19 protein-coding genes are annotated in these 22,159 nt (G+C 38.8%); 6 read left to right on the top strand and 13 right to left on the bottom strand.

From position 1 onward, the window contains the following. The first annotated feature begins 20 nt into the window (after positions 1-20). The 3 genes from PZB74_RS17635 to PZB74_RS17625 all read left to right on the top strand — a co-directional run bounded on the left by PZB74_RS17635 (position 21) and on the right by PZB74_RS17625 (position 1,936). Entirely contained in the window at positions 21-395 is a 375-nt protein-coding gene (locus PZB74_RS17635; protein WP_302238483.1) for a DUF1987 domain-containing protein, read from the top strand. 136 nt (positions 396-531) lie between these two features. Then, complete coding sequence (locus tag PZB74_RS17630) at positions 532-780, top strand: hypothetical protein (protein WP_302238482.1); 249 nt, start codon at positions 532-534, stop codon at positions 778-780. An 85-nt stretch (positions 781-865) separates the two neighbouring features. Then, on the top strand, positions 866-1,936 hold the full coding sequence (locus tag PZB74_RS17625; protein WP_302238481.1) for a hypothetical protein: 1,071 nt from the start codon (positions 866-868) through the stop codon (positions 1,934-1,936). Here the strand turns inward: PZB74_RS17625 and PZB74_RS17620 are convergent. From PZB74_RS17620 to PZB74_RS17575, 10 genes are all read right to left on the bottom strand, one after another. Then, a complete protein-coding gene (locus PZB74_RS17620; protein WP_302238480.1) occupies positions 1,846-3,072 on the bottom strand; it encodes a hypothetical protein in 1,227 nt (408 codons plus the stop codon). The genes PZB74_RS17625 and PZB74_RS17620 overlap by 91 nt on opposite strands. Positions 3,073-3,136: 64 nt before the next feature. Continuing rightward, positions 3,137-4,405 carry a DUF2851 family protein gene (locus PZB74_RS17615; RefSeq protein WP_302238479.1) on the bottom strand — a complete coding sequence of 423 codons (1,269 nt, stop codon included), beginning with the start codon at positions 4,403-4,405 and terminating at the stop codon, positions 3,137-3,139. A 133-nt stretch (positions 4,406-4,538) separates the two neighbouring features. Beyond that, positions 4,539-5,192 (bottom strand): response regulator transcription factor, encoded by a 654-nt coding sequence (locus PZB74_RS17610; protein ID WP_302238478.1) that lies wholly within the window; start codon positions 5,190-5,192, stop codon positions 4,539-4,541. A 199-nt stretch (positions 5,193-5,391) separates the two neighbouring features. Further along, positions 5,392-6,204 carry an energy transducer TonB gene (locus tag PZB74_RS17605; RefSeq protein ID WP_302238477.1) on the bottom strand — a complete coding sequence of 271 codons (813 nt, stop codon included), beginning with the start codon at positions 6,202-6,204 and terminating at the stop codon, positions 5,392-5,394. Positions 6,205-6,240: 36 nt separating this feature from the next. Next, positions 6,241-6,633, bottom strand: coding sequence for an ExbD/TolR family protein (locus PZB74_RS17600; RefSeq protein ID WP_302238476.1), 393 nt, complete (start codon positions 6,631-6,633; stop codon positions 6,241-6,243). Positions 6,634-6,641: 8 nt separating this feature from the next. Next, entirely contained in the window at positions 6,642-7,322 is a 681-nt protein-coding gene (locus tag PZB74_RS17595) for a MotA/TolQ/ExbB proton channel family protein (protein WP_302238475.1), read from the bottom strand. 1 nt (position 7,323) lies between these two features. Then, entirely contained in the window at positions 7,324-7,974 is a 651-nt protein-coding gene (locus PZB74_RS17590) for an SPOR domain-containing protein (protein ID WP_302238474.1), read from the bottom strand. 129 nt (positions 7,975-8,103) lie between these two features. Then, positions 8,104-9,807: a TonB-dependent receptor gene (locus PZB74_RS17585; protein ID WP_302238473.1), complete on the bottom strand. Its 1,704-nt coding sequence runs from the start codon at positions 9,805-9,807 to the stop codon at positions 8,104-8,106. A gap of 141 nt (positions 9,808-9,948) precedes the next feature. Next, a complete protein-coding gene (locus tag PZB74_RS17580; protein WP_302238472.1) occupies positions 9,949-10,326 on the bottom strand; it encodes a co-chaperone GroES in 378 nt (125 codons plus the stop codon). 123 nt (positions 10,327-10,449) lie between these two features. Beyond that, a complete protein-coding gene (locus PZB74_RS17575; RefSeq protein WP_302238471.1) occupies positions 10,450-11,622 on the bottom strand; it encodes a baeRF7 domain-containing protein in 1,173 nt (390 codons plus the stop codon). Between the two features lie 276 nt (positions 11,623-11,898). Here PZB74_RS17575 and PZB74_RS17570 point away from each other — a divergent pair, with 276 nt between their 5' ends. Further along, entirely contained in the window at positions 11,899-12,993 is a 1,095-nt protein-coding gene (locus PZB74_RS17570) for a complex I subunit 1/NuoH family protein (RefSeq protein WP_302238470.1), read from the top strand. Further along, positions 12,972-13,826 (top strand): DMT family transporter, encoded by an 855-nt coding sequence (locus PZB74_RS17565; protein ID WP_302238469.1) that lies wholly within the window; start codon positions 12,972-12,974, stop codon positions 13,824-13,826. Before PZB74_RS17570 ends, PZB74_RS17565 begins: the two co-directional genes overlap by 22 nt. A 54-nt stretch (positions 13,827-13,880) precedes the next feature. On the opposite strand, the gene mtaB is transcribed toward PZB74_RS17565, so the two are convergent. Continuing rightward, the gene (gene mtaB, locus PZB74_RS17560) at positions 13,881-15,212 is read right to left on the bottom strand and encodes a tRNA (N(6)-L-threonylcarbamoyladenosine(37)-C(2))-methylthiotransferase MtaB (RefSeq protein WP_302238468.1); all 1,332 of its coding nucleotides are present in this window, start codon (positions 15,210-15,212) and stop codon (positions 13,881-13,883) included. Between the two features lie 484 nt (positions 15,213-15,696). Here mtaB and PZB74_RS17555 point away from each other — a divergent pair, with 484 nt between their 5' ends. Then, on the top strand, positions 15,697-16,707 hold the full coding sequence (locus tag PZB74_RS17555; RefSeq protein WP_302238467.1) for a glutamine synthetase beta-grasp domain-containing protein: 1,011 nt from the start codon (positions 15,697-15,699) through the stop codon (positions 16,705-16,707). A 109-nt stretch (positions 16,708-16,816) separates the two neighbouring features. Here the strand turns inward: PZB74_RS17555 and glgB are convergent, their stop codons facing one another. Together glgB and treS are read right to left on the bottom strand one after the other, a co-directional pair. Next, the gene (gene glgB, locus PZB74_RS17550; RefSeq protein ID WP_302238466.1) at positions 16,817-18,730 is read right to left on the bottom strand and encodes a 1,4-alpha-glucan branching protein GlgB; all 1,914 of its coding nucleotides are present in this window, start codon (positions 18,728-18,730) and stop codon (positions 16,817-16,819) included. A gap of 49 nt (positions 18,731-18,779) precedes the next feature. Beyond that, positions 18,780-22,136: a maltose alpha-D-glucosyltransferase gene (gene treS / locus PZB74_RS17545; RefSeq protein WP_302238465.1), complete on the bottom strand. Its 3,357-nt coding sequence runs from the start codon at positions 22,134-22,136 to the stop codon at positions 18,780-18,782. Positions 22,137-22,159 lie beyond the last annotated feature (23 nt).

Here is a 22,159-nt window from a genome sequence, read left to right as displayed (position 1 = left end):
TTAATCATGCAAATCAATTTATGGAGCCATTACATATAAACGCTACCGATAAAACTCCTGAAGTCTATTTAAATGCTCAGGAAGGTCGTATAGAGCTTAAAGGTGTTTCTGATGAGGAAGATGCTTTAGGCTTCTTTTTCCCGCTAATACAATGGTTGGATGCTTACATCAAACACCCGGCAACGCATACAGAAGCAGTTTTTGATTTTAAATATTATAATACTGCATCTGCTAAATCTATCTACGAAATATTAAAGCGAATTAGCGAAATACATAAAGCGGGCAGTACAGTTAATGTACAGTGGTACTATCCTAGTGGAGACGATCATTTGCTCGGAGAGATAGAGAATTTTAGTGATATAGCTCACTTACCTATTCAAGCTATTGAAAAATAAAAAGCTTAATAGATTTAGGTTAATAATTGGCACAATGACGCTGGCAGGGCTTGTTGTGCCCTTTATTTTACAGCAAAGTATTTATCCTTTTTTCCGTTTTGGGATGTTTGCAGAACCCGTTAAACGAGCCATACAAATGGAAAGATTTAATCTGTATGGTATACAGAATGGTAAGCTTAAGCATGATGTCCATTTACAGGCAGGAATAAATAAAAGCAATATTGATTACCTGCTCCGCAATTATTACTACCGCAATGAAGCTCAGCTGTTTTTACAAAAGATTCAACTCACACTATCCCCTACTCAACCATTTGATTCCTTAATTATCACTCGTTATTTTGCCGATGATAGTACGGTAGTTGCTCGTTTTCCTCAAAGTGAATAAGAACAAAGCCTATATATTCGCTTCTTTTCTCCTTAGCATCATTTTACTGCTACTACTGTATCTATTTTATTTCAGAACTTTAGTTGTGGATGCATACAAAGGCAGTGCTCCGTACTGGTTTCAGGAAATTGTCCATTCTCTTTATCCTCGCTTTATTGTAGAAAAACAACGCTTTGAGCTAGAGTTTTTTCTGTACAAGGCCGATCAGATTGTTATACGCACCTTCTTAGTATTGACTTTTTCAGGCGTAGTACTATGGTTTAAAAAGCCTTTGTCTTGGCTACAGCGTCTGGCCAGAAAAAACACTTTACTTCATTTTAACCTGCTAACTTCCATCTTCTACCTGGGGGTGTTTTACTATAGTTGGCACTGGGTTTATGATTTTGACCAGTTAGAAAGACTGAGGCCTTTTTACAAAGCTGTTCATTTGTATAATATATTTCACCTTAAAATCCCTGAGCCCTGGCTACTCTACACTCTATATGCCATCTATCTGATCAGTCTGCTAAGCGCCATTTGCAGGTATAAGTCTGTGTTATCCAGCTTTATAGCCTCCTTTTTACTGATCCTCTTTCACGGTTACTTTTTATCATTTGAAAAAATAGACCATGGGCAATCAACTTTAATATACGCAGCCATACTACTTCCATTTATGAGGTATGAGTTGAAACTTCAATCAACAGACTATTGTCAATCTACATACACTTCCTTTACACTGTTTCTGATTCAGCTTTCAATTGCCGCCTCATATTTATTATCAGGTCTGGAAAAAATATTTACCAGTGGTTTTGAATGGGTGAGTGCACAAACTTTCAGAAGTTACTTGATGCTTCACGACTCTCAGATTGGTATTGCGGTAGCTAATAGTGAAGTGCTATCTTCTCTTTTACCTCTATTGGCATTACTATTTCAATTAGGCTTTATAGGTATCTTACTTTTAACTGATAAGAAAGAAAAAGGTGCTAAAATTTTAAAATACATGATTTTGCTAGGAGGTATTGCTTTTCATTTAGGCACTAAGCTTTTAATGGATATAGGCCCATACTTTTCTTCCTGGATGTTTGTTTATATTTTCTTTTTAGATTGGAATCTAGAAAAAAACACCTGGCTTTCTGAGATAATAAGTAAACAGAGAAATAAGCAAAAAGGTGTGTAGGCTACTTTATACCTACTTAAACTACCATAGTTTGGAGAGGCCAATGCGATAAGCAAGGAAAGGAAAATTATATAAACTATGGCAGCAAATATTAATTCTGTATGCTGCCATGCCCTCTTCTTTCTAAACAGAGCTGCTAGGGCATAGCTAAAAATGATTAAAAAAATTAAGTTCTCCAATGAAGCTAAAAAGGCTGCACCTTCAAATTTAAATAATGGTAAAAATAGACCTCCAAAAATTGCTTTAGGGCTATTAATGATAAAACTATAAAGATTGGGCTCTAACTGACTAAAGCCAATATAACCTTCAGCTTCGGAGGCTGCTATACTGAGTTTGTGGTTACGAACTATTGCTTCCAATACAAAGTCAGGCTTCAAATTTGGATGTAATTGTGTTATTAACGTCAGCAAAACCAGCACTACCATAGCTCCCAACGCAAAGAAACGCCATTTTTGAAATCTGGTAAAAGGCTTTTTGCCTACACTACCAATCGTCAAAAGCGTGATTAATAAAGGAAGTAGAGCTGCAGCATAGTAATATTTTAAAAACCACAAAGAAGCAGCACAGACAATAAATAGTATACTTTTACCAATACTGCTTTTTCTTCCTATATAAAAATCTAAAAACAAAGCTATTAACACATAAATGAGTCCCATTGCAACAGACTCTTTCAATAGGCCTGAACTCCAAAATACTACCGAGGGAAAGTAAAGAAATGAGGCATACGCTACCCAGGGTTTACACTTAAAATACTTTAGAAGTCTGGCTATAAGCATCCAGCAGACTATGAAATTAGCTACACTTAAAGCTAAATTCATCAACCAAAAATTCTGTAAGGTAAACAGTGCTAAAACAGCCGATACTTTGGAAAAGAATAAAGCTCTGCTCTGGTTTTGATAAATTAAACCCTCCACTTGCTCTTGAGCTGATATTACTTTAAAAAAGAAGCTGGGTTCCTTCAGGAATAAGTCAGAGAGCAATCTGGCATCTTGTGCGTAATTCAACATATCTCCTGCACTATAATAGTAGACATATATAGCAGCTATTGACAGACCAGCAGCAAGTTTAAACACCAGCGCAGACAGAAAAACATAGCTATTTCCATTGGCTATTGCCTGTTGGAAAAGTCTATACAAAATTGCAGAAAAAGTAATTAGAAGGAGTAGAAAGAAAAGGAATAGCAATTTCTATTTTTTAAAACTAAATAAGTACTAAATCATGATTTTTCATAATGCTGGTACCTATACTACATTGCAGACATTTATTTTGAGTGCACTTAAACTGGTACTGCTCGAGTACTCCCTGACTTTCCAGAGCAGACTTTAGTTTGAACCCATACTTGGTGAATGTTTTAGTGTAACGATTCTCCTCGGTGGGTAGAGATTCCAGTATTTCTAAAGCTTGACTGCATAAAACTTCATTTAGTTGGTGTATACCATAGGCATATCTAAACGGTGCCACAGCATTAATGATAATACTCATAATACTACTCTTTCCAATCTTAAATTGAGCCTTACTATTGGATTTGTAGTCATTTAGCAGCTGGTTAGTATTTTCAAATGCACGACTTATGTCAGATAAACTTTTTGTATGAAGTAATAGTGTTAACAAGTCTGGTTGTAGATGTAACAAAGCCGCAAGTTGTACCAGTCTGACTTCCGGAAAGTTGGCAGGTCTAAGTCTGGATTTTTTGAACTGATGAGGTTGCATTGTAACAAGGCTATATTTTTTGCGAAAATGTTCCGCCTGGCTTAAAATCTCTTCACTAAAATACCGAAGGTTATCCAATCCACTTACTGCCACTAATAATGCTATTGTATCTTCAAGTGACGCTCTTTCTTTTGCAATAGAAGTGTATTGTAGAATATCAGCAATTGTAGCAAATGCCTCAGCGTTGACTTTAAAACCATATCCCCTACTAATCCATTTTAAAGCCGTCTGCTGCCATACTTTGGTATGATGCTGCCAAATAGTATATACTTCTTTAGCTTTCCGCTCCAGGCGCTCTATAGCAGCTTTCTCCAACACAGCATATTTTTCAAGAGTAGTAATACTCTCAAGATAAGGTGTACATGCTAAGTTCTTTGATTTATTAGAAAGTAGGTTTTCATATTTATTTAGAAATGAAGTTTGTACTCTCAATTTAAGTTCTAAGGTAGGTATCTTAGTACCATCATTTCTATTTGCTTCCCCTCCTGAGTCCCATACTACATGCAAAACAACATTATCGTAAGCAGGATCTTTATCATGTTTATGGTTCTTCCACTCCCCTGCCCTGATATGTATTTCAACAGAACCGAACCACATTAACTCGCCAATCTGTACCTGAGCATTTACAAAATCTGGCCCTGAATCATTATTCAGAATACCCGGCCTAACTACGTTTACAGCTAATCCTTCAACTGTTTGCAGATCGTTTTTATTAAATAGCTGCATCTGCCAGATGTATTGCAGTAAGTTCTCTTTCATTTTTTTTCAAAAAATAAGCGTATCAAAGAGAAAAAGCTGATGATTTTAGTATAAAAAGTATCAGGCGTAATAATAAAAAAGGCTACAACTTAAGTTGTAGCCCCAAAATATATATGTAGAAATGTAAGATGTATTACCACTTATTTACATTATCTAAATAAAGTTTAACCAGTTCCACAGTATTATTCACCTTGCACTTCTGCAACATATTCGCACGATGGTTAGATACTGTTCTTTCACTTAGATATAGCTTTTCAGCGATCTGCTTAGAGTTGTAACCTTCAATCAAAAGCATCAGCACTTCCTTCTCTCTTTTAGAGAGTACATTCAATGGATTCTGATTATCAGAGTCTTTTTGCTTACGATTTTTAAAGCCTTTTACAATAATTTGCGTAATAGGCTGGCTATAATATTCATCACCTTCCGCTAGAGTTTGAATTGCTTTAACCAATTCGTCTTTTTCAGCATTTTTTGTCAGATAACCAGAGATATTGCTATTAAGCGCCTTGTACACATAGTCGGGTGACTCATGCATGGTAAATACAAGTATTTTGGTCTTTAGTTTTTTCTTTTTGATTTCGTCGGAAATATCAAAAATGGACTTACCTGGCATGGTAATATCAGATACCAATACATCAGGTTGCTCTGCCTCCACTAACTGATTTGCTTCTTCCCCGTCAGAGGCTACACCCACTAGCTCTATAAAATCATACTCAGATAAGATTGAGGATGTACCTTCAGTAAGAATAGCATGGTCGTCAGCCAGGACTACTTTATATTTATTCATTCGGTAGTAATAATTGAAATTGCAATAAAGCTAATATGTATGATCAAAAAAAAATTGTTTACACAGTTTATAAATTAATTTGAGCAAATCATACTAAGCTTAACAAAAAAACATGTAATGAATTTAAATAAAAATACTTATAACTATTAAAAGTATCCGGCAAAAAAACACTTAAAAAGTATGTATTAATTGACGGAAATTATTTAGATTTTATTAAAAAAGTAATTTTACCGGTAGACATTGGAGCAGGACGTACATTATCAGCAGTTCTACTGAAGGTAACACGTTCAATCGCTTCCTGATATAATCTTTCAACCTCAGGACTTACAGTTTTCTCCAATGTTCTTACCCCTATTACTTCACCTTGATCATCTATCGTGATCTGAAAAACAATTTTGCCATTCTCATTAGAAGAATCTTCTGGCTTAGGAATATAGTCCCAGTTCCATCCTTCCATTTGTAAAGAGGCTCCCTGGCTAGACCCTTTTGCTCCGTAGATTGCTCTGGCATCAATTTTACCTTCCTCTTTTCCTTTGTCACCTTTCTGCTCTGCATCATCGCCTTCATTAGATGCGGCCTTCTGCTTTGCTTTTTCAGGATTTTCTACTTTTGGAGCTTCTTTAACCTCTTCTGTTTTCTCTACGACCTCTGTCTTCTCTTCCGCTACTTTTTCAATAACATCCGGGCTTGGCTCTGGTTGAGTAACTGTCTCTTCAGGTCTAACCTCTTCTACTATCTCTGTAGGTTCGGGCTCTACCGCCTCTTCAGTTTCTGTCTCTTCAATTTCTTCCTCCTGGATTTCTTCTACTATTGCAGCAGGTTTAGGTTGAGGATTTTGCCCTGCTCCAGTATTATCTATACCAAAATTAAGTTCTATTCCATACTCTGGCAAAGGAGGATCAGGCTCCCTCCAGGCAAGCATAAAAAAGAACAATAGAAATACCAGCAGATGCACACCAAGAGTAACTGCCAAACCTATCTTCTTAAATTTTTTTTCTTTTTCTGCTGCCATAAACTTAAGTCTTCCTTTAGCTACACTGTAGGCTTACTATTCAGGAATTGTAGCTACTGAAACTTTTGCATTTAAAGCACTGGCAATTCCAGCTACTTTTACTAGGTGCTCAACAGGAACTTTTTTATCTACATTGAGTACAACTACACCTTGTTCTGCATTTGCCAGGCTACTTGCCAAAGCGCTTTCTAGCTGTGCCACAGGCACAAGCTTGTCATTAATATAAAACCGAATATCCGGCGTTATTGTTACACTTACTTTTTGCATAACAATATTGGCAGATTTACTGGAAGGAAGATTTACAGGCAAGCCAGAAGGTGTAACAAATGAAGATGTCAGCATAAAAAATATGAGGAGAAGGAAAATAACATCGGCTATAGACGAAAAGTTAAAAGATGTCTCAACCTTATTTTTGGAGTCTAGATTCATAATACGTATTATCTAGGTTCTTGCAAGAGATCTATGAAGTCTACAGACGTATACTCCATTTTATGCACAACTTTGCTTACCTGTGAAACCAGATAATTATAGCCCAAGTAAGCGATAATTCCCACCGCCAAACCGGCAGCCGTTGTAATCATGGCTTCGTATATACCTGTAGAAAGTAAGCGTGGGCTCACATTTCCTTCTTCCTGAGCAATAGCAATAAATGCCTGTATCATACCGGTAACAGTTCCCAGAAAGCCAATCATGGGTGCTGCTCCACTGATAGTAGCTAGTAGGTTAAGGTTTTTCTCTAAACGGTAAAGCTCTATTTTACCTACATTTTCTATTGAAGCTTCAATAGTTTTTAATGGACTTCCTATTCGGCTGATACCTTTTTCTATCATGCGTGCAATAGGGGTATCCGTTTGAGAACATACCAAACGTGCAGAATTAATATCTCCGCTGGCAACAAGGTTTTTTATTTTGTCGGTAAACTGCTCAGGAACTCTGGAAGCTTTCTTAATGGTGAGCACTCTTTCTACAAAGATGTAGACTGCCAAAACAGATAATAGCAAAAGAGGGATCATTACAAACCCTCCTTTTAATAGTAAATCCCATACTGTAACAGCATCAGCCGCACTTGTATCCAGGGAGGTAGTATCTAACTCAGTTTGAATTTGAAGTAATAACATATTAGTATTTAAGTACCCAGGCGTTTTCACCATACTTTTCGCGGAACATTTGAACTTCACTCATGGCTTGTTCAAAATCAGAATAGTCAGCAACTGCTACTCTGTGCATTAATGGTGCTCTGTCTGTAGGCGATAAGATTTTAACTCCAACGCCCTGTTCAAGCATTTTATTGCCATAGTCTTGTGCTAAGTCTGCATCTACAAAACTATTTACTACGATGAATGAACGGCCTGTGGGTTCAGAAATTGTGCTAATTTCAGAATAAGGAGCAAGAGGGTCTACATCGGGTACAGGATCTTCCTCTACCACTTCGGGCTCAGGCTCAGGTATAGGTTCCGGCTCGGGCTCTACAAAAGTAGTAGTCGGTTCAGGCTCACTTCCAAACCAGCTGCTTACCTGCTCTAATCCGTTGAACATAAAGAGATACACACTGACACCAATGATTAGAAGGAGCGTGATGATACCAAAGACAATCAGACCGGTAGGTTTGCTTTCTTCTTCATCTTCTTCTTCTTCCTGATAGTAATCCTGTTCTTCAAAGGCGGGTGGTGTTTCTTCATCACGCTCCAAAGGATTGTACTCTACTTCCGGTAAACCAAAATCATCTTGATCTTCCTGATTGTAAGACTGTCTTTCGTTGTCTTCCATCATGCGATATTACTTTGTGATTACAAATTTTAACTGCGAGTTAATGCAGTATTATTAAAATCACACGTAAATAATTGAAAATTAATTACGTAGGTATTTTTAAAAAAGAATTCATTTCAAGGTATCTACTGATTAGAAGCTGTAGGTAACCCCTGCCATAATCATTATACCACGTGAAGGATAGTTTAAGTATCGTTCATAATTCTGGGCAAAGATATTTTTTAATTGCAAAAAAGTAGAGAATCTGGAAGAAAATAAATAATCTGCCTGAAAGCTCATATCTGCAATTGGATCTAGTTCCATCTCTGTTCCCGTAGCTAAATTTATGCCTTTAATGCCTCCCATAAGCCATAATTCGGCATTTAGCAGTAATTTATCGTATACATTATAAGAGCTAAGTACACTCATTTTAAAATTAGGACGATGCCATGGCTCATCAAGTTTACCCATACTGTATGAGTAGTAATCTCCTCTAATGCTTGTCCGAAAACGGTCCTGGCTATTGAGTGTAAGTTCTCCAAATAGGTTCAGTACAAAAACATCGCCGCTATCGTAAAGAATGTCAAATTTGGTGGAATCAGATACACTATTAGCAAAAAAATACAAGTTTTTGTAGTTATTTGCAGAAAAACCCGCATTGTAACCTAGCAAACTATTAAGTCTTCCTGCCAGTCCACCAGCTAAACCGAAGTTATTATTGGTATGCAAAAGAGCAACATCAGGCTTCAGCCAAGGGTTTTCGTTGGTAAAATCTAAAAGTGTTTTTCTTTGTATATCTCCCTTAAGCTCAGCATATATTTTAAGACCTTCGCTTAAGTAGTATTTAGCATGGGCATAAGGATAGACATGTAGTTTATTTGCATTGCTGGCGGTGTCGTCTTCGTACACAAAACTTATTCCTCCCTCAATCTCCAGTCCCTGTTGAGGTTCGGTACTGGTTTTAAATGTAAATGTTGGCTTTAGCCTAAACAGATTACGGCTAAGTTGGGTATCTTCATTTGGGAAAAAATCAGCCACGTCTTTTCGGCTCATAGTCCAAAAATCAGTTTGAAGATTTACAGAAAAAGTTTCTGCTAAAGCCAAAGAAGAATTGAAGTTTATTCCAAACTGGTTTTCTGAGGCATTATAGGCATCACTCAGGTTACGAAAATCAAGCTTAAGCCTATAGTCAAGTGCAGCATCTACCGCGCTTCTTTCAATACCCCCTGCAAGAGATATTGTATTGAAAATCTGTTTGATAGAATCTCTTTCTGGTTCAATTTCCGGAGCATAACCATAAAAATGATAGCGTTCTCGCTGATACGAAGCTTCCCCAAAAAGTGTATGCCCATTGGTGAAGTACTTTCCATTTAAAGCCAGTCGTGTATCACTATTGCCGGAGTTACCTCCATCTACCGGTCCCTGACGAGAAGATAAATGCTTAAAGTGAACACCATACTGATAATCTTCACTACGTGCACTATTGGCGTAGACTTCCAGATAGGGGGTTAGATAATTACCGAAACCGGCCTTTACATAATTGGGATATAATTTCGGAAGCGGTGGCTCCTTTACTTTTAGTACTCTAATTGGAGGTTTTAAGGACTGTAACTTTGGGAGTACTTCTACAAACTGGTAACTGATATCTATGGTAGACTCCTGCACAGGTAGTGGAGGTACCCGCTCAAATTTACGGTTAGCATTGGGCAACTCTATTTCGCGGCTCTTTTCAATGACTACTTCTGCTTCTTCTATCTCACCTTCTTCGTCCCAATTAGGATTTTGCTGAGCATAAGCTATAGTATGAACAAAAAAAATACTTATTAAGGAAAAAAATCTCAGACTATGTTTTGGCATTGAATTCATAATGTAATGTGAAGCGCTAATCTAACGGTCATAGTTACTAAAACGTATGCAGAGTGGCAAGAAAGGAAGAAAACAAAAAAAGGTATTTCATCTTATCACTCATGAAATACCTTTAGTATGCTGGTTATTGGTTTAGTATAAATCTTCCTCGCGCTCAAGCATAAGAATGGATGCCTGGGATACGATATAGTATTTTTCGTTTTCGTACATCACTTCAAAAGCACCTTTCTGTAAAAAAATAGCCAGATCACCTTCTTTAGCCTGTAGCGGTATATATTTAATCTGTTCCTCTCTTTCTTTCCAGGGCTCATCTTCTTCAGCAGGCATGGGAATAGGGTAGCCGGGACCAGTTTTCATAACATAACCATACTGAATTTTCTCCTGCTCCTGTACACCAGGTGGTAAAAACAAACCACTCTTAGTCTTCTCTGAAGCTTTCTTAGGTTTGATCAGTATTCTATCCCCTACTATAATTAATTTCTTAAGCTTGTTCTCTGTAGTCAATTCCATCTTGATTTTCTTTGTACTCAGTAGAGCTCTGAAAGATCAATTTTTATGCCTCACGAATACGACTGACAATATGACATAAAAAAAGCGAGGAACTTGTAGCTCCTCGCTCTTTCAACTCATTTTCTACCAACGGAAGACTGCTGCCATCTCTGCACTATCTACCTGCTCGGGTAAATGTTCGCGGTCTACAAAATAGGTGTGTCCTCCGTTAAGCACCGTTTCTACGGCTGCTTTACTAACCAAATCATGTACATTAGGATCATTTTCGTCGCGTAGGTTTACGCTATTATCTTCATTGTTAATGATGCCCCATCGGTGTGCCCCTTTCAGAATAAAAAGGGTATCTATTCTACCATCCACTGCAGCTGGGGCAATATCGTCTATCTGGTAAGAAGTTTTTCCAGTGCCTGCCAGTGCCTGATATTTTTCCATATACTCTTTCTGCACAGCTTCATGCTCGGGGTTAAAAATCTCTTTACTCTTATTGTGTATATCTTCAAGCTTTGCGTTGTCAAAGTTACCAGTCAGGCCTTTTTCTGTCAGATTTAAAGTTTTGTTTGCTTCTTTGAATATGGGGTGCAGGTAGTCTACACTAGCAAGAATAACTGGTATAGATTTATCTTCAATCACATTATCCAATGCGTCGTTGAGGTGTCTAAAATATTCTTTAATATAGGCCTGATCTTTCTGACTATCATTACCGCCCTGTCCATGATAGATAGGATCCTGCCCCCCCCCTAGTACTGAGCCTGAATGTTGCTGTAAACTTTGCTCAAAGTCATAGTAGCTCAGGGCTTCTTCTGTACCTTGAGGTAAGCTTTCTGGCAAATTAACTTCTTCAATATCAGTAGTAGTAGCCTTAAAGAAGCGTACCTGACCCAGACTCACAGCTAAAACATGGTACTTACCTTCCTGTTGGTATGCTGGTACCAATTGCTCTAGATGAAAGCCATTACCTAAAAGTTCAAACTCATCTACTGAATACGGTAGTTTGAAATATTCAAAATATTCCTGGCCTAAAAATATGGCTAGTCCTTGTTTTTGATGATGCCAAAATCCTGTATCATCAATTAGCTTCTGTATCGGTTGAAGGTACTGACTCACAGTACTTTCATCTATATTTTTAGTTTGCTTTATCTTGTTTTTGATGCTCTGAAAGTGATTTTTTAAGAGTTTTGCATCGTACATTTCATTCACTTCCTTTCCTTTCTTATGAGTAGGAATGAATATACTCACGCAATTAGTACCTTGAAAATTAGATAACTCTTCAAGTTTTTCTTTTGTCAGTCTCTCCATATCAAAAAGTAATTTATTTATTCAAAAAAATATCTACCAATACAACCCCATTGACCACATACTTGTTTGTATACCCTCCTTTTTTTTCCATAATAGGATAATTCTAAGGCGTATTTACATGTATTCTACTATGTTATATTCTGTCAGCGTTATTTTAAAATTTACCCATAGCATATGGGTGGCTTTAATTTTTTGTAATCAACCCTAAGCTTTCCTTCACTATCTTTTGAATTAGCCTGGAAAGCTTTCTATTTTGCAACAGATTTTACACAGCCAATGGAAACATTTTTTATTTTCTTACCTCTTTTGCTCACCTATACCGTTTTTGCTGTTTACGCCGAACGTAAAATATCTGCATTTATACAAGATAGGTACGGACCTATGGAAGTAGGCTACCATGGTTTGTTACAAACTGTGGCAGACTTACTCAAACTACTGCAGAAAGAGGATATCAAACCCGCATCGGCTGATAAAAAGCTATTTAAACTAGCGCCTGCTGTTATTTTTGTAGCCATTTTTTCAGGCTTTGCTGTTATTCCTATCAACCCAGCATTGTCTGGCTCTATTGTAGACGTTGGTGTTTTTTACCTTTTGGCTATAGTGTCCTTAGACGTGATTGGTATACTGATGGCTGGCTGGGGCTCAAACAGTAAATTTTCTCTTTTTGGAGCAATACGTTCTGTTGCACAAATTATTTCTTATGAAATTCCTTTGGGGCTCAGCGTTCTATGCGTAGTAATGATTTCACAATCCTTAAGCCTACAAGAGATCTCTTTTCAGCAAGGCATCTGGTGGCACACACTAAGTGACGAACCTATCTACCTTTTTGGTATTAAAGCCTGGGATATACAGATTACCGAAATTGGCGGCATATTAAGCTGGAATATCTTTAAAGTGCCGATACTTTTCTTTGCTTTTGTCATCTTTTTTATTGCTTCACTGGCAGAAGCTAATCGTGCCCCATTTGACCTTCCTGAGTCTGAATCGGAGCTGGTAGGCGGCTATCATACAGAGTACTCAGGTTTTCGTTGGGCTCTTATCATGCTCTCAGAATATGGGATGATGTTGTTAGTCAGTTTTCTGGCTGTAATCTTATTTTTAGGAAGCTGGAATACCCCTCTACCCAATATTGGAAGCATTAAACTGGCTGAATGGACCAGCGGCACACCTGGCAGCTGGGCTGCACATCTCTGGGGCGCCTTCTGGATACTTAGTAAAGCTATCACATTAGTACTGGTACAAATGTGGGTAAGATGGACTTACCCCAGACTTAGAGTAGACCAGCTCATGATATTGTGCTGGAAATATCTTGTACCTGCTTCCTTACTTCTTGTAGTACTAAGCGGTGTGTGGCGATTGCTGATGATATGAAAGTTAACCCTTACCTGCAAGTACTGCTGGCAGTGCTTATTATGGGCTCCTCAGGAGTGTTTATCAAGTTTTTAAGTTTACCGCCTCTGGTGCTGTCATTTTTTAGAATGGCTATACCTACTGCCCTACTCTTTATCTACTTTAGTATTAGAGGAGTTAATTTATTTCGCTATCCGGTAAAGCTAATGCTGCTGGGCTCAGTACTGAATGCCGCACGTATATTCCTTTTCATTACCAGCTATACCTATACCAGTATATCTAATGCTGTAATTATTCTGTACACCTGGCCGGTATATGCCACTATTTTAAGTATGCTTTTTTTAAAGGAGCAGGTACCTAACAGAAACAAAGTCTTGCTTGCACTACCAATAATCGGGATTGTTCTGATGTTTATCAACCAGCCCTTTAATACCGAAAATAGAGATTTTTTAGGGATGAGTGCGATGCTGTTGTCCGCCCTAATTTATGCTATGACTATCATTGTTTTTAAACGTGAGTCTCATAAGTATAGCGGCTTTGAGACTGTCTTTTTCCAGAATCTGGCAGGTGGCTTTATCTTTCTCCCTTTTTTACTCCAAGAAAACATAACGTTTACTATTGAGCAATTATCCACCCTATTACTTTTTGGTGTATTAATCGGAATTATTGCCTTTGGCTTGTTTTTCTCTGCGCTCAAAAAGATTAAGGCCTCTACCATTTCTTTTTTAACATATCTAGAAGTGCTGGTAGCAACGATGTATGGTGTAATAATCTTTGACGAGAACCTGAGCTGGAATACTATGTTTGGCGGTGGACTTATTATTGTATCCACACTTCTATTGAAAAAAAAATAGGCCTCCCAAATGGTAAGGCCTTAGCTATAAACATTAATAATGGCTAATTCAAACTTAATGTGTTTCATAAACCATTTCTGGTTCTTCTACCTCCATTAAGCCTTGATCATTAATTTGAGTTAGTTTAACTGGCTTAAGCTCATTTATAAGCAATGGGTCATACTTGGCCGTTACGCGAACATAATTTTCTGTAAAGCCGTGCATCTGACCATTTTCAATATCTTCCTCAAATAAAACTATACCTTCAGCTCCTACATTTTCTTCATAGAACTGTCGTTTTTTCTTTTCTGAAAGGATACGCAACATCTTAGAGCGGCGGCTTCTTTCTTTTTTAGGAACTACAGCTCCCATTTCAGCAGCCGGTGTATTGGCTCTTTCCGAATAAGTAAACACATGCAGGTATGAAATTGGTAGCTCATTTAAAAACTGATAAGTATCCAGAAAGTCTTCTTCAGTTTCACCCGGAAAGCCAACAATTACATCTACGCCTATACAACAGTGAGGCATCAGCTCTTTAATTTTCTGCACACGGTCTACGTATAGTTCTCGCAAATATCTTCTTCTCATCAGGCGCAGAATTTTATTGGAGCCTGACTGTAAAGGGATATGAAAATGCGGCACAAACCTTTTAGATTGAGCAACAAATGCTATTATATCATTGCTAAGCAAATTAGGTTCTATAGATGAAATTCTGATTCTGTCTAGTCCTTCTACCTCATCCAAAGCCGCAACCAGGTCTGCAAAGCGCTCTACTCTTTTGCCATCAACAATGCCAAAATCGCCGATATTAACGCCAGTGAGCACTACCTCTTTTACATCAGTTTGCGCAATCTCCTGCGCAGAAGCTATAATGTTTGCTATTCTATCGCTTCGGCTTTTGCCTCTTGCCAGTGGAATTGTACAGAAGGTACAGTGGTAATTACAGCCATCCTGTACTTTAAGAAATGTACGTGTACGATCGTTGATAGAGAAAGCATGCTGGAAGGTATTGGCTTCTTTTACTTCTGAAGCTAGCACCTGCACCTCTTCTGTACGTCTAAATCCGTCTAATAGCTCTAGTAAGCGAAATTTTTCTGCAGCCCCCAATACAGCATCTACCCCCGGAATTTCAGAAATCTCCTTGGGTTTAAGCTGCGCATAGCAACCTATTATACAGATATAAGCATTGGGCGAAAGCGCACGAGCTTCGCGCACTACTTTTCTACATTTTTTGTCTGCGTTATCTGTAACTGAGCAGGTATTGATGATATAGATATCTGCCTTCTCATGAAATTCTACTTTACGATAACCCTTTTTTTCAAACATACGACCTATGGTTGAGGTCTCAGAAAAATTGAGTTTGCACCCTAAAGTGTAAAAGGCAACCGAACGCGCTTGATTTTCCATGCCGCAAATTTAGACAAAATGAAGATAGGTTAAAAAACTTCATCTGATAAAGGAAAGTTTCAAGCCACTACTGGAGATTTAATTTAAAACAGAGTAAGTGTCATCATTAGCAAATTAACAATAAGCGCGAATAATAAGGTAGCACTGGCTTTTATTTGAGTATTAAGTGTATCTCTCATAGCTGTATTTGTTTTTGCTTTTTAGATACTAAAGGCTAGAAAAGGTTTAATGAAATGATTTTTTTATTAGAAACTGATACAAAGCAAAACTTTTAAAAAATTTCAACTTTTCATCAACAAACAGAACAAAATTCTAAACTGCATATAATATCTCACCCCAATACAAAATATTCTTCTGAATAAAAAACAAATAAAAAATCTGCATTTTCAATCTATCGTAAAACTTTTTACTTGTTTTTATTAAATAATCCGAAAAATAGTATATTTGCTATTGATATTATCAATCTACTGAAAATTTATTAAAAATGACGAAATCAAAGCTTGAGTACATCTGGTTAGATGGCTATCAGCCGACACAAGAACTTAGAAGTAAAACAAAAATTGTAAACGACTTTGATGGCAAGCTGGAGAGCTGCCCTATGTGGTCTTTTGATGGTAGTTCTACCCTACAAGCTGAAGGTGGATCTTCAGATTGTCTACTTAAGCCGGTAGCTATATACCCTGATCCTGATAGAGAAAACGGGTGGTTGGTAATGACAGAGGTGCTTACCGCTGAAGGAGAGCCTCATCCTTCTAACGGTAGAGCTCAAATTGATGATGATGATAACGACTTTTGGTTCGGATTTGAGCAAGAGTACTTTATCATGGACGCTAAAACTGACCTTCCTCTTGGTTTCCCTCGTGGTGGTTTTCCTGGTCCGCAGGGACAGTACTACTGCTCGGTAGGTGGCCGCTATACCTGGGGTAGATCTTTAGTAGAAGAGCACCTTAACCTTTGCTTAAAAGCTGGTATCAATGTAGAAGGTATCAACCAGGAAGTTGCCCCTGGTCAGTGGGAGTTTCAGAACTTTGCTAAAGGTGCAAAAAAAGCTGGAGATGAGATATGGATAGCTCGCTATCTTCTAAACAGACTTACTGAAAAATATGGCTATTATATAGAGCTACACCCTAAACCTGTACAAGGTGACTGGAACGGTTCTGGTATGCACGCTAACTTCTCTAATAGCATCATGAGAACTGCTGGTAGCAAAGAAACTTACGACAAAATATGTGAGGCTTTCAGACCTGTAACTGAACACCACATTGAAGTATATGGTGCTCATAATGATCAGCGTTTGACCGGACAGCACGAAACTCAGTCTATTGACCAGTTCTCTTACGGTATTTCTGACCGTGGTGCTTCTATCCGTATTCCTATTGCTACAGTGGAGAGCGGATGGAAAGGATATCTGGAAGACAGAAGACCTGCTTCTAACGCTGATCCTTACAAAGTAGCAGCACGTATTATTAAAACTGTAAAGACTGCAGTTGTATAATTACATTTAATTGATAGTACTTTCTAATATGTATAAGGCTGCTCGTAATTCGGGCAGCCTTTTCTATTAGCTAATAACAAAAAAACCCGCTTCTCAGCGGGTTTTTTTGTTATTTATCTTCATACTTCAAAAATACAGCTCCCAAAGGAGGCAAACGCAGATTAATAGAGCGTTCTCTTCCGTGCATAGGTATGGGTAAGGTTTCTAATGAGCCAGAATTTAATACGCCGCTACCATTAAACTCTACATCATCTGTATTAAAAACCTCTTTGAGATGTCCTTTTTTTGGAACTCCAATGCGATAGTTTTCCCTCACAACCGGTGTAAAGTTAATTACTACATAAATGTTGTTCTGTTCCTGATGACCTTTTCTCACAAAACTAATCACCGAATTTTGCCAGTCATTGATATCTATCCACTCAAACCCTTCTGCTTGAAATTGAAATTCGTAAAATGCTGGTTCAGAATGGTAAAATTCGTTCAGCCTTTTTACAAGCTTTTGCAAGCTGGAATGCGGTGTATATTGGGTTAGATGCCAGTCAAGACTATGATCATGCTTCCACTCCTGGGTTTGTCCGAACTCTCCACCCATAAACAGTAATTTAGTACCAGGGTGGGCATACATATAGGCATAAAGTGTTCTTAAATTAGCAAACCTTTGCCATTCGTCGCCCGGCATTTTATCAATAAGAGGTCCTTTTCCGTGAACTACCTCATCGTGAGACAAAGGCAGCATAAAGTTTTCGGTAAAGGCATACATCAGACTAAAGGTAATCTCTCCCTGATGGTGACCTCGGTGAATAGGGTCCTTAGCCATATAATCCAATGTATCATGCATCCAACCCATCATCCACTTCATTTCAAAGCCTAACCCACCAATCTGTGTAGGTCGCGAAACCATAGGCCAGGCGGTAGACTCCTCAGCGATGGTGTGCACATCTGGAAATTCAGCGTCTATCGCATCATTGAAGTCGCGCAGAAAGCTAATAGCTTCCAGGTTCTCTCTTCCCCCATACTGGTTGGGTATCCATTCACCTTCTTTTCTTGAGTAATCCAGATACAACATAGAGGCTACAGCATCTACTCTTAACCCATCGGCATGAAACTCCTTAAGCCAGTACAGCGCACTACTTAACAAAAAGGAGCGAACCTCATTTCTGCCGTAATTAAAGATGTAGCTGTTCCAGTCAGGATGATACCCCTGACGAGGATCTTCGTGCTCAAACAGATGAGTACCATCAAAGTAGTGCAGCCCATGTAAGTCGTTAGGAAAGTGAGACGGCACCCAGTCTAGTATAACTCCTATACCTTCTTCGTGCAGCTTATCAATTAAGTATTTAAAGTCTTGTGGTGAACCATAGCGGCTACTTGGAGCAAAATATCCGGTACACTGGTACCCCCAGGAACCGTAAAACGGATGCTCCATTACTGGAAGAAACTCTACATGGGTATAGCCCATCCACTTTAGATAGCCAGGAAGATCATCTGCCAACTCACGATAGCTCATAAAATCCTGACCATCCTCGCCTTTTCTTTTCCAAGAACCTATATGCACCTCATAAACGGCCATAGGCTGGTCCTCTCCTACTTTTTTCTTTCTTTCTTCCAGCCATTGACTGTCTGTCCAGGTATAGTCGTGGTCCCAGACAATAGAAGCTGTTTGTGGAGGTACTTCCCAATGCACAGCGAAAGGATCTCCTTTTTCAGCTTCATAGCCGTTGTTATGAGACCTGATAAAATATTTGTAACGAGTACCTTTACCTACATTAGGAATAAATACTTCCCAAACCCCAGAAGTATCCCAACGAGCAGTCATAGGATTTGCTTCTCTGTTCCACTCGTTAAAGTCACCAACTACTGACACTTTTTCAGCATTTGGCGCCCATACTGCAAAGTATGTACCGTCCACACCATTATGATTCATAAGGTGTGACCCTAGCTTATCGTAAAGGTTATAATGCTTACCTTCGTTGAAAAGGTAAACATCAAACTCAGTTAGGCGTGTAAGATGAGAAGATTCCATAAAAATGATTTATTCAGAATTTGTTGATTTAAAAAAATTGAAGACCAGGCTATTTTGAATTCTTCTTCGCCTCTTCCTCATAATACTTCTTCATAATATATTTAATTCCTTTCATAGGAATTATAGCCCAGCCGGGACGATTGTTTAGCTCGTACCCCAACTCATATACTGCCTTCTCTAATAAGAATGTCTGAAGGATAGTATTCAGATCTTCTATATTTTCTGGCAGAAAGTTGCTGCCATCGCAACGTTCAATGTAGGCTTTCATGAATATGCCACTCATGTAATGGTACCACTGTTCTGCCCACTCGTCCAGATACTCAGCTTCACCCTTGGTAAAAGCTTCGGTGCGGAACAACCCATTATAGGCTGCGTAGTGGAAAGACCTGATCATGCCCGCCACATCGCGTAATGGAGATCGTTTAAGCCTTCTTTCGCTAAAAGTTCTTGCCGGTTCACCCTCAAAATCCAGAATAATAAAATCTCTACCAGTAAATAATACCTGACCCAGATGGTAATCTCCATGGTTTCTGATCTTCATGGTATTGATTTTATGAGAGTAGATCTGCTGCATGCATTTTAAGATGTCTTTACGCATAGCTTTGATCTCTTCAGCCTCTTTCCTTACCGGCTCATCCAGCTTTTTCAGTGTTTTGTCCAGCACCTGGAAAGTACCTCTTACCGAAGATTGTAATGAGGAATAGACAGAACGCTGGTAGTGCAATGAAAATGCTTCAGGTTTAAAGTCTTTATCGTTATCGGCAGAAGCCAGTGCAAGGTGCATTTCAGCAGTTCTGAGGCCGAGCAAAGCAGCTCTTTCTGTAGCAGCGCCACCAATAATTTCTTTAATTTTATCAGGTATTTTTTCGTAACCAACCGGGTTGACCAGGCTTCCCTTCATGGCAGGAGCACTTTTGTTTTCGCTCTGCTCAATTAACACGCGTTCAAAATAACGGCGTACAACATCTCCCATGTAAGTCCAGGCATCTCCCTGATTATCCACCAGTTCCTGCATCATACCCAGTACCATATTCTCCTGTCGCTTAATATCCAACTCCAATGCGCCTACATATCTGGGTACATTATGGAAGTGGGCTGTTTCTGTAAGATAGCGGGTTAGTTCCAGATCAGGATTCATTGCGGCATCCAGCTTACGATAAAATTTAAAGAAGAAATCTTTTTCGTAAATAATGGATGTATTGCTTTGTTCTGCGCTTAATACTCTGGAAGAAACATTTTGCTTTTTGGTTTTCCAAAGCTTCGCGGCCGTTTTATCAGCACTACCCAATAAGTTAGTGCCTACATCTTTTGCCTTTCTTTTCTTAACCATAATCTGGAAAAGAGCAGTGCGGAAGGCCTCGTTATAAACTGCATCGTAGAGGTATCCTTTGCGGCCATCAATAATAATAGGAGCAATCAGGCTATGAGAAAATTTATTTTGCAGGAAGCCACTAAATTCTTCAGCTATGAAAGATACAGGCAACTGATAATGTTCATCCAACCCTTCATTGTAACTTACTTCCAGAATTAAAAACGCACCTACTGAAGTCTCCAAAGGTACATTAGCATGATGCTTTACCTTTATGTTCTGGATTACTCTTGCCTTTCCACCAAACCAACGGCAGTTCACCATATAGTCAGCTAAAACAGACTCTATTGCATTTAAAGCTTTAGGTTTAAGTAATTCGCCCCAATTGGCAATACTGACAATAGGCTTATCGGGCATACCTTCGCCTGAACTTTCCAGTGATTGAGGTTTTTTGAGCAGAAACCATTCGTATCCGTAAGGAGCCAGCGTAAACAGATAGCTGGAGTCACCTACTCTTGGAAAATGGTTGCGGCTAAATATTTCAATGGGGATATGCTCTTTGAAATCTGTCAGGTCTAGCTCTACCGGTTGAGAAAAACGTGATAAGTTAGCAAGCACTAAAATTGTCTCACCCTCATAAGCACGTGTGAAGGCTAGTACTTTAGCATTTTCGGCAGACAGAAAGTTGATGTCCCCCCTACTAAAAGCCTTATGTTTTTTTCTCATGCTAATATGGCGCTTCATCCACCATAGCAATGAGTTAGAATTTTTCTGTTGAGTTTCTACATTGACAGCCTCATACTGATACTCAGGATCAAGAATGACAGGAAGGTATAATTTCTGTGGGTTAGTTTCAGAAAAACCTGCATTTCTATCGGGAGTCCACTGCATGGGTGTACGCACACCATCCCTATCACCCAGATAGTAATTATCCCCCATACCTATCTCGTCTCCATAGTAAATTACCGGAGTACCTGGTAAAGATAGCAGCAGATGGTTCATCAATTCTATTTTCTTTCTGTCATTGTCCAGTAGAGGAGCCAGACGATGGCGTATACCCAGGTTAATCTTGGCCAGAGGATCTTTTGTGTATACTTTGTACATATAGTCACGCTCCTCATCTGTTACCATTTCCAGGGTAAGCTCATCATGGTTACGTAGAAACATCGCCCACTGGCAGGTTTCTGGAATTTCAGGAGTCTGATCCAGAATATCAGTAATAGGATAACGATCTTCCATGCGCAGGGACATGAACATACGCGGCATAATAGGAAAATGGTAGTTCATATGACACTCATCTCCATCGCCAAAGTAAGATGCAGAATCTTCAGGCCACATATTTGCTTCTGCTAATAGCAAGGTCCCTGGCTTCTTTTTGTCTACGTGCGCACGTAATTTCTTTAAGAAAACATGGGTTTCTGGCAGGTTTTCGCAATTTGTACCGTCTCTCTCAAAAAGATAAGGTACCGCATCCAGACGAAAGCCATCAACACCCATATCTATCCAGAAATCCATAACCTTAAAGATCTCTTCAACTACGGCAGGATTATCATAATTAAGGTCTGGCTGATGGTAAAAAAACCTATGCCAGTAATAAGCATTGGCTACAGGATCCCAGGTCCAGTTAGAAGCTTCAAAATCCTGAAAAATGATGCGCACATCTTTATATTTCTCGGGCGTCTCGCTCCAGACGTAAAAATCTCTTTCTACAGAACCAGGCTTGGCCTTGCGGGCACGCTGAAACCAGGGGTGTTGATCAGAAGTATGGTTGATTACCAGCTCAGTAATCACCTTCAGGTCACGCTTTTTGGCCTGCTTCATAAATTTTTTAAAGTCGCTCAGATTACCATAATTAGGGTTGATATTATAGTAATCCATAATATCGTAACCGTCATCACGGAGAGGTGAAGGGTAAAAAGGTAACAACCAGATCGTATTGACGCCAAGGTCTTGCAGGTAGTCTAGCTTTTCCAGCAGCCCTTTAAAATCGCCTATACCATCCCCATTGCTATCTTTAAATGCTTTAATGTGTAGTTCATAGATGACGGCATCTTTATACCAATGTAGATTATCATCCAATTGAATCGCTTTGGCCATATTATTCTGTGTAGTACTGATGA

The organism is Porifericola rhodea (assembly GCF_030506305.1).
Classification (GTDB): domain Bacteria; phylum Bacteroidota; class Bacteroidia; order Cytophagales; family Cyclobacteriaceae; genus Catalinimonas; species Catalinimonas rhodea.
The sequence above is the reverse complement of the archived record's forward strand: the minus strand, read 5'-3'. Positions and strand labels throughout refer to the sequence as shown.